This is a genomic window from Rhodococcus sp. 077-4 (assembly GCF_047782425.1).
Classification (GTDB): domain Bacteria; phylum Actinomycetota; class Actinomycetes; order Mycobacteriales; family Mycobacteriaceae; genus Rhodococcoides.
The window spans coordinates 223,860-237,066 of sequence record NZ_JAJPWC010000004.1; the positions used below are offsets into that span (position 1 = coordinate 223,860).

The window sequence follows — 13,207 nt, forward strand, 5'->3', positions numbered from 1 at the left end:
GAATCGTTCCATTACGGACCCGAGTGCTCCGCGGCGTAGGCATCGACGCGGCCGTACGCCGGCTTCGGAGTCCAGTCCCGGTGCAGCATCCCGAAGTTCTGTTCGGTGTCGGACGTGTCGGTGCCCGCGTCGCGAAGGCTGTAGACGAAAGCGGGCCCGAGCCAGGCATTTCCGAGGACTGCGTCGAGCACGATCCCGATGCTGTCCGACTGCACCTGTTCACTGACGCTGTTCGGGGCCGTCCCGGTGGGAGCTCCGAACTCCGTGATCCAGATCTGCTTCGCGCTGTCACCACCGGCGACCATGGTGTCCCGCATCGGCCACATCTTCATGGCGGAGTTCCACGACGCCGTGCTGGGGTCGTTGGGGAGATACGGCCACGTGTACGGATGCACGTTGAAGGCGTCGAAGTACTTGTTGGACCCCTGCGAGTACATCCGAGACAGGAACGTCGTGCCCGAGATGTTGCCGTTCGTGTCCTCGGCGGGTGCCATACCGCCGGAGAGCACGGTGGCACCGGGTTGCACCTGCTTGATTGCGTTGTAGGTCGCTTTGAGCAGCGCAGAGTACGCCGTCACATCCGGAGCAGGCTTGAAGAACGTGACGATGTTCGGTTCGTTCCACACCTCCCAGATCTTGATCCGGTTCTGATACCGCTGCACCACGGTCTTGGCGAATGCCGCAAAATTGGCGGGATTGGCGGGACGAGAGTGCGAATCGTTCACAGCGCTTGCCACCCGGGCCCACCTCGGCGTGTAGGCAATTATTCCGAGGGGGCACATCCCGTGAGCGACCACGGCATCGATCACCCGGTCGGTTCGGCTCCAGTCGAAGGAACCACGTGTCGGTTCGATTGCGGACCAGTCGATGTCGAGTCGAACAGAGAAAGAGCCGGCGTCCTTCGCGAGTGTGAGCTCCCGGTCCAGATCGGCAGGCGAGAGTCCCCCTATCGATGCGCCGGGGGAAACACCGATCCGCATCGACTCGGACTGCCGACCACACGACGCCGAACTCGCCGGCGGCGTCTGCGTGCGGGCGACGGTCTCCGCTGCGACCACGGGCGCAGCCACCAACGGCAACAACGAAGCGGTCAAAACCGCGATCACTCGCCGAGGTGCATTCGTTCTCATTTGCAGATGCTAGCAAGCAACGACGCGATTCATTCGGCAAAGTGTTGTTGCATGCTTTGTGCGAGTAGCGGGGAGAATTCAGCGGTTTGCATCGGTGCGTCTCTTTTGGCTGTACTACCATATGCGCAATGACGACAGGATTTCCCGGTTTCGACGACCGTTTGAACGAGTTGCTCGCTCAGCAGGCGAAGAAGTCCGGCCTTTCTCCCGAGGAATACATTCGCCGGATCGTGGTCGATCGTCTCGTGCAAGAGCTGTCCGAGGACGAAGAGTCCGACGTGGGCGCTTTGCTCCGAGCACTGCAGGTCGCATCCGGTAAGGGTGTCGATCCGAGCGAGGTGACACGAGTGTTCGGTACCCCGATCGACGATCCCGAGCGCCTGGCCGCAGTTGCTCGAACCGGGTTGATGGACACCGGATCCGATGCGGGATACGACCGGGTGGTGGCCATGGTCGCCGACGCCCTGAGCGCCCCGTCGGCTGCATTCTCGGTGCTCGACGACCGACGTCAATTCTTCAAGAGTGCCCTCGGACTGCCGCCGGAAATGGGTGGTGCGCAGGAAGTTCCGATCGAAGGCACCTTCTGCCGCTATGCGATCGACCTCGGCCAGCCGCTGGTGGTCGAGGACGCCCGTCTCAACGACATGCTCAAGGACCACCCGGCCGTGCAGGGCAACCTGCTGGTCTCCTACCTCGGAGTTCCACTCACCGACAACGACGGTCACTCGGTGGGCACACTGTGCGTGTGGGATCGTCGACCTCGACAATGGACGACCGGCCACGTACAAATTCTGCAGGATTTGGCGTGGATAATTCATGAGCGGGTTTTCGAATAAAAGGCGCTTTTCCTGTCGACCATTCGTATTCTGGACACGCAACCGACTCGAGGTCTTTTTCGCGAACTCGGCCGAATGTCCGCCATCCGGCCGGTATACATTGATCGGGATATTCGGGACCAACCCATCCGAACTAGTCACCGGAAGTAGCTGTGCCCAACACACTGGAATCACCACACGCTCGCCCGCGGGCTGCCGACGCCGAGACGCCCCTTGCCCCGCGCGTACTCGTGGATCACCTCCGAGTAGATCCCTGGCACACCGCGATCACCGTCGCTGTGGACGTTCTTGCCGCCGTCGTCTCGATCGTCGGGGCCTTGCTGTGGTACTCGGGCAGTCTCACCGAGACCGGTTGGCTTCCATGGCTGTTCCTGCCACTCGTGATCGGCATCCTCGCAGGCAAGTCGATGTACCGCCGCGGCCTTCGCCGCAATTTTCTCGACGAGGTCGGTCCTGCCGAAACGGCCGTCGCGTTCGCAGCGTTGACACTGATGGCCGCGATGTTCCTGGCCGACACGGACTATCGACCCAGTGCCGTCGTGCTACGAGTGTGGTTGCTGAGCGCCGTTACCGTCGCGGTCGCACGCCTCGTTCGGGTCGTGGTGCAACGCATCGTACGAGCCAAATACGGATCTGCCGCACCGACAATCGTCCTGGGCAACGACCCCATCGCGCATCAGCTCGTCTCGAGGATGCGCCAGTTCCCCGAATACGGGCTTGCTCCGATCGGTTACATCGGTGATCCGCCGGTTGCCTCGCTCGACCCCGAGGACACCGAGCCCGCCGGGCTTGCGCACCTCGGGACCCCCAACCATTTCGAGACGGTTGCGCGACGCACCCGCGCCGAAGAGTTGATCGTCGCATTTGCGCCTTCCGAAGACCGAGAGCTTTTGGCAGCCATCAGAATTGCGCATCGACTCGGCATTCGAGTCTGGGTGGTACCGCGACTGTACGACGCAATCGGTGCGAACAGTCGCATCGAGCACATCGGTGGCCTGCCGCTGATGGTGCTTCCGCACGTGAATCCCAAGGGATGGCAGTTCGCCCTCAAAGGGATCATCGATCGAGTACTGACCGCCATCGGTCTGCTACTGCTCTCTCCCCTGTTCTTGTTGCTGATGCTGCTCGTTCGGCTGAGTTCGCCCGGCCCGATTTTCTTCAAGCAGGAGCGCATCGGCCGCGACGGATTGCCGTTCGACTGCTTGAAGTTTCGCTCCATGCGGCCACCACGCGCGTCCGATGCCGAGTTCGAGAGAAACGCCGGGGACGCGCCCGGTGGTGTCGAGGGCGTCGATCGGCGCACCCGTATCGGCAAGATCATGCGGCAGACCTCGATGGACGAACTGCCACAGTTGCTCAACGTCATTCGCGGCGACATGAGTTTGGTCGGCCCTCGACCCGAACGGCCCGAGTACGTCGACCTGTTCGAGATGCAGATTCGTCGTTACGGAGAACGCCACCGCGTCAAGGCCGGAGTCACCGGGTGGGCCCAGGTGCACGGCCTCCGTGGCCAGACCTCCATCGCGGACCGCGCCGAGTGGGACAACTACTACATCGAGAACTGGTCCGTCTGGCTCGATGTCAAAATTCTGTTCCTCACAGTTCTGGCAGTCCTGAAACGCGCCGAGGACTGATCGTGCCCGGCGCCGAACACGAGCACGGGCAGCACACCTGGACCATCCCGTGATCACCTATGTCGCCATCGCTTTCGGTGCCGCGATGGTCCTCGCCCTCGGTTGCGCGGTAGCGGCAGCGATCTACCGCCGGCCGCAGCGCGGAGTGCTACTGCTGGCGGCAGCGGTGCCACTGCACGGACTCCTGGTTCTGGTGCCCCTCCCCGGGGTGGTGTCCGGTTGGAAAGAAGGCCTGGTGGTCTTCACGATGCTGTGCGCGTGGTTGCGACGACCACGACACATTCACGGCTCGCCTCCTCCTGTCCACATGCCCTGGTGGCCGGCAGCCGCCCTCTTCGTCGCGTTCGGTGCCGTGTCTGCGTTCGCGACGTTCGGCGTTGTCGGCCTGTTCGGCATCAAGGTGACCTACTTCTACATTCTGCTGGTGGCCGTCATGTGGCTCGCTCCGTTCGATGCCAGGGACCGCGACCACCTCGTCTCGATTCTCATGGGCATGGGCGTGTTCACGTCGGCGGTGGGCGTCGCACAGCTCGTGGCCGGGCCGGCCGCGTTGGTGTCGATCGGCTACGAGTACGGCACGCAGGTCCGAACATCGGGTGGCCTGCTCCGCACGTTCAGCACGTTCAATCTGCCGTTCCCGTTCGGGCTGTACGTCATGCTTGCCTTGCTCGTGGGTGGGTCCGTTGCGCTTGCCGATCCACGCCGTCGTCGAAACATGCTGTTCCTCTGCGCGACTCCGATGATGGTGGTCGCCATGTCCAGCTCGATCGTGCGAGGAGCAATACTCGGGCTGGCCGTCGGGGCCATCTATCTGATAGCCGTGCGCTTTCGCTACCTCGCAGCGCCCCTCGCCGTGGCGGCCGCCGCCGTGGCCGTCACGATTCCGTTCGTTCCCAAGATCACCTCGGTGTTCTTCTCCTCCAACAGCCTCGGTCAACGCGGCGACGGGTGGGCCGACATCCTCGCGAGCATCCTGATTCATCCGCTCGGAACGGGACTCGGATCGAGCGGTTCGGCGGCAGACCGCATTTCGACCGCCGAGGGCACGTCGTTCCAAAAATCCGGTCTCTCGACCAACTACCAACCCGACAACTACTACGTCAAAGCTCTGCTGGAACTCGGACCGATCGGTTTGTGGGCGGTGGTCGCATTGCTCGTCACCGCGTTGCTGTGGTGCACGCGTTTGTCGAGAGCACTGCCGGGCGACGACGGAGCCCTCGCACTCGGTGTCGGTGCCTCGGTCGTCGCGGCCATGTTCGCCAGCCTCGTCTCTACGTACTTCGAGATATTTCCGATAGACGTTTATTTCTGGCTCTTGTTAGGAGTGGTGGGATGCGCAGCAGCGCAACACGAATCGTTTTCGGGGCGCTCGCCCTCCGGCCGGGAGGCAGCGGCGTACAGACGTACATTCGCGAGCTCCTGAACGAACTGCCGCACTGCCTGCCCGAGGCCGATCTCGCGGCAGCGGTGCAACGCGACGCCGTGAGCGAACTCCCCCACTCGGTTCGTGCAATCGAGCGGCCTGTCACCAGTGGAGCGGCTCGGGCATTGCTCGGTGCGCTTCCCGTCGGGGCATGCGACGTCGTACACGGCCTCGATGTCGATCTTCCGTTGTTCACCAAAGCATTCACTGTCGCGACTGTGCACGACCTGTCCGTCATCGACATGCCGTCCGCGTCGAGCCGCTTTCGAGCCTTGGGTGAGCAGCGACTGGTGCGACACACTCTCCGCCGCGCGGATCTGCTCATCGCGGTCTCACGATTCACCGCCGATCGAATAAAGGCAGTGAGCGGCCGGGAGGCGACCGTGGTCGGATTGGCACCGGCAGCGTGGGCCGCCGTACCCACCGACAGCCACGTCGACGCGGTTCGAGCGAAGTACGACCTACCGGATCGATTCGTGATGCAGGTCGGAACCGTCGAGCCTCGCAAGAACGTTCAACTGGTGGCCGACGCAGCGGAGAATCTCGGGATCCCGTGCCTGTTGGCCGGGGCAGGTTCGACCGGACCGAACGCGCCGGCCAATTCACGAGGCCTCGGATACGTCGATGTCGAGGATTTACCTGCTCTCTATTCCGCTGCGACAGTCACCGCGTACGCCTCTCGGTACGAGGGCTACGGTCTTCCGCCCGTCGAGGCCATGGCCTCCGGCGGTGCAGTCGTCGCCAGTGCGGTCGGCGCGCTCCCCGACGTCGTGGGTGACGGTGCCGTTCTCGTAGAGTCGGAGAACATCGACGATTGGGTACGAGCAATGCGGCCCATCGTCTTCGACGCGGACGTCCGCTCGGCTCTGGTCGGTGCCGCGGCCGATGCCTCCCTCGAGATCACTTGGCGTCGTACGGCCGAGGCGACCGCCGACGCGTATCGCGCTGCAGGCGTTCTCTGATGGCCGAGGACCCTGCACTCGACGGCACCGAGCAGCCCCCCGACTATCGCGCGATCGCAGCCGACCCGAAGGCCGCGGCCAAAGCGACGATCGCCGTCTTGATCAGCCGGGTCATCATCGCGGCATTGGGATGGGCGGGCAGCGTCGTCGTCGCGAGATCCCTCGGTCCGGACGACTGGGGTCAGTTCAGCTTCGTCTTCGCTCTGCTCGGCTTGATGTCTGTCGTGACCGATCTGGGGGTCGGGCGCGTCGTACTGGCGAAGTTGATGGACGACGATGCAGAGGAAATCGGGCGGACGGCATCGTCGTTCCTCGCCCTGCGTACCGTCCTGGGTCTCGTGGGTTACGTCCTGGCCGTCACTTACGTTCTCCTGCTGCAGTATCCGAGCGAGGTGGTACTCGCGACAGCGCTCGGCGGATTGGTCGTCGTGTTCGCCACGCCTGGCCACGCACTGAGCGTGCTCTTCCAGAGCCGACACCGTCTGGTCCTGGTGGCCGTTGCCGAAAGCGCAGGCCAGGCAATTCAATTGGCCCTGACCGTGTTGGCGGCCGTGCTGGCCCCCACCCTGCTGATCTTCGTTCTCCCCGCAGTCGTCAACGAAGTGTTCAAGTTGGCCACCAAGGGTTTCGGTATAGGCAACCGCTCCATGGGGCTGCGGCCGTCGAAGCACATCGAAGTGCGACGCTGGGGCCCTTACCTACGTGAGGCCGTTCCCCTCGCCATCGGGTTCGCACTCACCATCGCCATGCTCAAGATCGACATGCTGATGCTCAGCTTGCTCGACACCTTCGAGGCCGTGGGTCTGTACTCGATCGGCTACAAGTTCTCCGACATGATCGACACGTTCGTCCTGGCCGCGGTGGCACCGATCAGCACCCTGCTCGTCGCATCGTGGCCACACGACACCGCTGCCTTCCGAGCGCGGACGCGTTCGGCTGCATTGCTGTTCAGCGTGTTCGGTGCCGTCTCGGTCGCTGCGTTCGTACCGTCCGCCGAGCCGCTGATTCGCCTCCTGTACGGCGAGAGGTTCGTCGACGGTGCTCATGCCGCTCGCTTGCTGGTGACAGGCGCGGCACTGATGTCCCTGGTGATGCTGGGCATTTTTCTGCTCGCGTCGGCCGGGATGCAGCGTCACTATCCGCTGGTTGCGCTGGTCGGTCTGGCTCTGAACATCGGGCTCAATCTCGTGCTCATCCCACGAATGTCGTACGACGGAGCGGCGATCTCCACCGTCGTGACCATCGGGACGACCCTCGTGCTGCTGTGGATCGTGATCGCACGGAGCATGCCCATATCCAATCTGCTTCCGGTTGGGTCCATTTCGGTCGTCTCGGCGGTCACTGCCGCAATCACCGTCGGAGGGTGGTTCTCGGTGCAGCACTATCCGGGCCTGTGGCTTCTCGTCTCCGTTGCGGCGGCTCTCCTCGTCGCGGCCGTGGTGTTCGTCTCGGTCGCAATCGGACTCGTCGAGTCTCCGCTTCCGAGATCAGCGGAGAAAGGAAAGCATCGTGACAACTCCCAGTGACACCAGGGCGCACAACGGACACCGTGCCCGCTACGGCGGTCGTGCTGCGGAGAATCGGTTCGGTTTCGCCGCCACAATCCACCACGTCGACTGTTTTGTCAATCTTGTTGGTATGCACATTCATTCGCAGGCGGCACGGCTACCGGGACCGTGGCGGGGCCCGGCTATCATCGAGCCCGTCGGCTCGAAGACACAGCGAATCGGTGTATCCGCTCGCATCGACTACGGAAGGGAACGCAGTTGATGTCCGTCCACGATGCCGTCCACCGGGGCGACGTACCTCCGCCGATCGACCTTGCGGGACACATGCGGGAGCTCGGCCGCGCCCTGCTGCCCGCTGTGATCATCGCTGCACTGGTCGGGGCCGGCGTGTTCTACCTCAGGAGTGAACTCACCGACGAGCAGTACGCCGCCTCCGTCGTCGCAGAGATCAAGCCGGCCCAGACTCTTGTCCCCGGCGACGCGTTCATCGAGCAGATGCGGGCCCCGTTCATCGAGTTGGCCAAAGACCGTGGCGTACTCGATCAGGTGCTCGGGCAGGTCGATTCCGATCTCGACGCAGCAGAACTGGCCTCGAGTGTCGAGCTTTCTCCCGGCACCTCCCCTGCACTGCTGACCGTCACGGTGACGACGCGATCGCCCGAACTCGCCGCGGACCTGGCTCGCACGATGGTCTCGACCATGGCAAGTACGGCCACTGCCAACGCCATTCGGGACTCTCAGGAGCGCACGGACGAGGGGCAGGCAACCCTCGACGCGCAGCAGGCCCGAGTCGACGCACTCCCCGCCGACGATCCGAGTAGGCCTGCATCGCTGTCCGAACTCGCAGATCTACGCACTCGCCAGAGCGAGCTGCAGGCGGCCGCGGGCGGAGATCGATTGGTCGTGTTGTCGAACCCCGAGCAGAGCACGACTCCGGTTTCACCCAAGCCGGTCTCGGAAGCGCTCGTCGCAGCACTCGCGGTGCTCATCATCGCGGCCGAACTCATCGTGTTGCTCCGAGGGCGGCTCGGCCGCAAGCCCTCTCGCTCATGGGCTCGTCGGGTCTCGCGCAGATTCGGTGCGCATTTCGACCCGGCTGCCGGGGACACTGTGCCGCCTGCCGTCGCTTCGCGAATCGCCGCACTCGAGCGCGGCGATCGACCTGCAGCGATGGGTGCTCGACACGCTGCGCCCAAGGGCGACAGCGTGATCGTGGCTCTCGTCGGGGAGGGTGCGGTGTTCGAGCCGACTCGCGGACAGGATTCGACAACCGGACATCGCGGAGCAACGGTGGAGTTCGGGTTGACCGAACAGTGGTGGCAGCTGACGGATGTGGGCGACGTCGAGAGCGTCGTGGTGGTGGTGTCCCGAGGTGGACGCGACAAGAAAGCCGCTACCACCGCGCTCCGACGGCTCGAAGACTTCGACATACCCGTCCACTTGGTCCTGCAGAACAAGAACACTGCGCGACGGGTCGATGAGACCTCGCAGACGATCGCGCCGGAAGGCCAATCCCATGCCAGCTGACAGAATTGCCGTCGTACACGAACGATTCACCGAGATCGCCGGATCCGAGCATGTCATCGAACAACTTGCGCTGCACTGGCCCGCTGCCGAGGTGTTCGCGCCGATAGCCAGGCAGTCGGGCATTCCGGCCGGCATCAGCCGAGAGGTGCACACGTCGAGCCTGAATGGGGTGTACAACGCGTTGGGGCAACGGTCCTACGCGCCCGTACTCCCGATGATGCCGCTGGCATTTCGACGGATGCCGCTGAACGGATTCGGTGCGGTGGTGGTCAGCCATCACGCGTTTGCGACGCAGGCCGTGTTCGCCACGGACTCGCCGGTGATCGCGTACGTACACAGTCCTGCACGGTGGGCCTGGGACCCGGCACTTCGTGCGGGCGAAGGTGGCGGTAGAGCCGGAGCCGCGATCTTGACGGCATTGTCGGCCGTCGCCCGCCGGTGTGAAATTGCGGCGGCTCCGAAACTGACGACAGTGGTAGCCAATTCGACGGCAGTCGCGCGTCGGATCGAGGACTGGTGGGGCCGCGGCGACGCACTCGTTGTCCACCCCCCTGTGGATACGGAGGGTTTCACGCCGGATCCGTCGACGGAGCGAGAGAACTTCTTCCTGCTCGCGGGCCGTCTGGTCCCCTACAAGCGCCCCGACATCGCTGTGCGCGCCGCCGCCGAAGCAGACGTTCCTCTCGTGGTGGCGGGGGACGGACGCGCAATGAATGCCTGCCGCGAACTGGCAGGTCCCAAAACCACTTTCCTGGGCCGGGTTTCGCACGAGAAGCTACTCGAACTTCATCGAACGACCCGTGCCCTGCTCATGCCGGGTGTGGAGGATTTCGGGATCGTTCCCGTCGAGTCCATGGCTACCGGAACGCCGGTGATCGCACTGGGCGACGGTGGCGCAATGGACTCCGTGGTACCGGGCAAGACCGGAGTCCACGTGGCACCGGGTTCCGACGAGGCCGTCGTTGCCGGGTTCGCCGAGGCCATGCGATCGTTCGACCCCGCCGATTACGACCGTGCCGCCATTCGCCAGTGGGCGGAGGGCTTCTCGCGAGCGAACTTCCGCGATCGTATGCAGGAGGTCGTCGATGCCGTCCTCTGATCGCACGTATCGATCCACTGCACTGGACCGCATATTCGCGGACACTCGAATAGTCACCGCTGTGGGGCCCGTTCGTGGCTTGGATGTCGAACGAACCCGTCGAACGCTCACCGCCGCCGAGCATGTCGGCCGAGCCCCTCACGTAGCACTCGAACCGCGCTCGGACGATCGAGTGTGGCGCTACCGCAGTGACATCGCGGGCGACAACGTCTTCTCGAGCACGGACGCTATCGACGATCTCGGCCGCACGCTCACCGACATTCGAAATCGAGAAGGCGAACGGGCACCGCTCGAGGTGATCGTGTTCGACGACCACCTGGCGATCGACTACTCGCACGGAATCGGCGACGGTCAGATCGGCGTGATGATGTTGGCCGCCTTCTCCGACGACGCCGACGGTACCCTCGTTCCCGGTCTCGCTGCCGGGTTGGCACCGAGCGCTACGTGGAAAGCACTGTGGCGTCACTATTCTCGGAATCCGCGGGCTCTCGGCAACTTCCGGACACTGCGGACTCGTCATGGCGCGCAGTCCGATGCCGGTGCCGGTGCCCTTCGCCGCATCGAGAACTGGGAAGACGCCAAAGTCAGCAGAGTCGGATTCATGGACCGGTCGCACGCCGACGAACTCAAACGCTGGACCGCCGAGAACGCTTCCCAGGCGACTGCGGCGTCTGTCTCCATCGCGTTGTGGCAGGCGGCATTGCGTGCCGAGAATGTCGACGTCGACGAACACATCATGGTGTTGTTCAACAGCAGACGTTATCTCGATGCGGCGCAACAGGGTTCGCACGGAAACTTCGCCGTCGGAATCCCGCTGCACATCCCGCGCGACACGACACCCGTCGAGATAGCGACGGAGATGCGGGAGGTGATCGAATCCGGCTGGCCCATCGCAGTCCTGGGTATGTCCCATCTACGCGATGTGGCGTCGCGAATCCGGCCTTCCGCTCCCTCGCGAGACGACCGTTCGGTCGTCGAGGTTTCCGAGAAACTGCGGCTGGCCGTCAGCGACCTCGGCCGGGTGCGTGTGTTCGACCACTTCGACTGGGCCGACGACGGGCGACCGCCACGGATGGCCGCATCGCTCGAGCCCGACGGTGCGGACGGGTGCACGATGCTCATCGCCGAGATTGCTGGTGGGCGCACCTACACGGCGTCGTTCTGCAGCAAGATGATCGAGGTGGACGTCATCGACGCAGCTCTGCGGCGACTGTGCGAAGACCCCGTCGCCCTGCTGCGCGATCACTACCGACTCTGACGCCGAAGACCACTTGCTCCCACCATCCTCGCCGCATAGACGGGCCAGCCCATGACAGACGAATCGACAGTGCTGTTTCTCGCCCACACCGGTCAGGTCTCCGGTGCCGAAAAGGTGCTGCTGGATTTGATCGACGAGGCCGAGCGCAGCGGCCACGACACCGTGATCGCCTGCCCGGCCGGCCCTTTGGCGGACCGCCTGCCCCGTACGACGCGCCACATCCGCATCGACGAGTTGGGCCTGGGTGGCGAACGGGGAGCCGCACGCGTCATCGCGGCGGTACGCATGCTCGGTAGGTGGGTCACCGGTGCCCGCGCCATACGCACGGTGGCCCGCGCGCCGGGCACCGCGACCGTCGTGAATTCGCTGTTCGCACTACCGATGGCGCGATTCGCCCGCCCCACCCGAGGTGCTTCGTGGCTCGTCCACGACACGATGACGTCCCTCAAGCAGCGTCTCGTGGTTCGATTCGCTCGACCCGCCGTCCGCGTCGCCGTCTCGGTCTCGGAGGCCACCGCAGAACCCCTGCGCGCGGCGGGCCTTCCCGTCGTGGTGTCGCACAACGGTGTCCCCTGGCCGGTTCCGCGATTCGGCGGCGAGCTTCACAGCCCGCCGGTCGTGGGTATGTTGGCCCTGCTCACCCCATGGAAGGGCCACAGAGTTCTGCTCGACGCGATCGCCGCGCTCCCCGACATCCGAGTCGAGTTGGCAGGCGGTAGCTTTCCCGGAGACAGCGAGTACGTCGCGGAACTCCGCGAACGGGCCGGCCGACCCGACCTCCTCGGCCGCGTCGAGTTTCTCGGTCACACGGACGCGGAGTCGGCTCTGCGGAGGTGGGACGTATTCGTCTCGGCGAGTGTCTCGCCCGAAGCCGGTCCCCTGTCCGTCCTCGAGGCCATGTCGCACGGACTGCCGGTGATCGGGACCGACCATGGAGGAACCCGAGAATTCCTGTCCGACGGTGCCGGAATTCTGGTCGAGCCCGGCAATGCCACCGCTTTGGCCGATGCAATCTCGACAGTCCTCGGCGACGCTCGAGGACGACGCACTCTTGGGGAGACCGCCCGATACCGAGTCGCCAGCCGCCACGACATCGGTGAGACCCTTCCCGCGCTACTGCACCGATTGATCGCCTGACCGGACGACCGGCCGGCCGGCGCGGCGGTGGTGAACTCTTAAAAAGCCGAACCCCCGCACAGGGGACTGTGTTTCAATCGGGTGCCGGTTGGAACGAGGGGAATCACGTGACGCGCGTTGCAATGAGATCGAACGAGCATTACCAGTGGGGCGTTGGCGTGATGACGTCCCTCGCCCTGACCACCCTTGTCAAACGAATCGTGTCCGCTGCAGCGTTGGCCATGGCCGTCGTGGTGACCCTCGAGATGGCGTTCGGCTACGGTGCCACCACGCCGTTTCCGTCGATCGTCCAGTGGACCTGCATGATCGCCGCCTACGTCATGGGTGCGTTCTGGTGGTTCGGACCGTGGCCGACGCTCGGGCAGGCGTTCGCGTTCGTCGTCATCGCCGACATCGCGATCTTCGGTGCCACCATCACCGCCAACTTCGCGCCCGAGGTCACCCTCGGCAAATGCACCTTTCTCATCCCGATGGGAATGCTGGCCGGCTTCTTCTTCGACAAATGGCGATTGGCCGCTCACATTGCTTTGTGCCTGGTGGGAACGTCGATCGTCGCGGTGTACATAGTGACGGAGCGGGACGTCGACACGTTCGTCGCGGCGGTCCTGTGGGCTCCGATCGTGGTGACGCTGGCCGGCTTCGTACTGATGCTCCAGCTCACGACACAATCGATCCGATCGGAATTCGACTGAC

Annotated in this window: 11 protein-coding genes; 10 read left to right on the forward strand and 1 reads right to left on the reverse strand. The window is 64.2% G+C overall.

Features of this window, described 5'->3' with window-relative positions; genetic code table 11:
- Nucleotides 1-11 precede the first annotated feature (11 nt).
- A complete protein-coding gene (locus tag ACNEOT_RS21450) occupies nt 12-1,130 on the reverse strand; it encodes an endo-1,4-beta-xylanase (RefSeq protein ID WP_415976629.1) in 1,119 nt (372 codons plus the stop codon).
- Nucleotides 1,131-1,258: 128 nt separating this feature from the next.
- Between ACNEOT_RS21450 and ACNEOT_RS21455 the strand changes: the two genes are divergently transcribed.
- The 10 genes from ACNEOT_RS21455 to ACNEOT_RS21500 all read left to right on the forward strand — a co-directional run bounded on the left by ACNEOT_RS21455 (nt 1,259) and on the right by ACNEOT_RS21500 (nt 13,206).
- Nucleotides 1,259-1,966 (forward strand): GAF domain-containing protein, encoded by a 708-nt coding sequence (locus ACNEOT_RS21455; protein WP_415976630.1) that lies wholly within the window; start codon nt 1,259-1,261, stop codon nt 1,964-1,966.
- 152 nt (nt 1,967-2,118) lie between these two features.
- Complete coding sequence (locus ACNEOT_RS21460) at nt 2,119-3,600, forward strand: sugar transferase (protein WP_415976631.1); 1,482 nt, start codon at nt 2,119-2,121, stop codon at nt 3,598-3,600.
- A 49-nt stretch (nt 3,601-3,649) separates the two neighbouring features.
- Nucleotides 3,650-5,023, forward strand: a complete 1,374-nt coding sequence (locus ACNEOT_RS21465; protein ID WP_415976632.1) for an O-antigen ligase family protein — start codon at nt 3,650-3,652, stop codon at nt 5,021-5,023.
- Nucleotides 4,933-5,985: a glycosyltransferase family 4 protein gene (locus tag ACNEOT_RS21470; protein ID WP_415976633.1), complete on the forward strand. Its 1,053-nt coding sequence runs from the start codon at nt 4,933-4,935 to the stop codon at nt 5,983-5,985. The genes ACNEOT_RS21465 and ACNEOT_RS21470 overlap by 91 nt, the downstream gene beginning before the upstream one ends.
- Nucleotides 5,985-7,511, forward strand: coding sequence for a flippase (locus ACNEOT_RS21475; RefSeq protein WP_415976634.1), 1,527 nt, complete (start codon nt 5,985-5,987; stop codon nt 7,509-7,511). Before ACNEOT_RS21470 ends, ACNEOT_RS21475 begins: the two co-directional genes overlap by 1 nt.
- A 243-nt stretch (nt 7,512-7,754) precedes the next feature.
- Nucleotides 7,755-9,020: a hypothetical protein gene (locus ACNEOT_RS21480; protein WP_415976635.1), complete on the forward strand. Its 1,266-nt coding sequence runs from the start codon at nt 7,755-7,757 to the stop codon at nt 9,018-9,020.
- Complete coding sequence (locus ACNEOT_RS21485) at nt 9,010-10,119, forward strand: glycosyltransferase (protein WP_415976636.1); 1,110 nt, start codon at nt 9,010-9,012, stop codon at nt 10,117-10,119. The genes ACNEOT_RS21480 and ACNEOT_RS21485 overlap by 11 nt, the downstream gene beginning before the upstream one ends.
- Entirely contained in the window at nt 10,106-11,377 is a 1,272-nt protein-coding gene (locus ACNEOT_RS21490; RefSeq protein ID WP_415976637.1) for a hypothetical protein, read from the forward strand. Before ACNEOT_RS21485 ends, ACNEOT_RS21490 begins: the two co-directional genes overlap by 14 nt.
- Nucleotides 11,378-11,428: 51 nt before the next feature.
- Nucleotides 11,429-12,514 (forward strand): glycosyltransferase family 4 protein, encoded by a 1,086-nt coding sequence (locus ACNEOT_RS21495; RefSeq protein WP_415976638.1) that lies wholly within the window; start codon nt 11,429-11,431, stop codon nt 12,512-12,514.
- Between the two features lie 107 nt (nt 12,515-12,621).
- Nucleotides 12,622-13,206, forward strand: coding sequence for a giguanylate cyclase (locus ACNEOT_RS21500; protein WP_415976639.1), 585 nt, complete (start codon nt 12,622-12,624; stop codon nt 13,204-13,206).
- Nucleotide 13,207 lies beyond the last annotated feature (1 nt).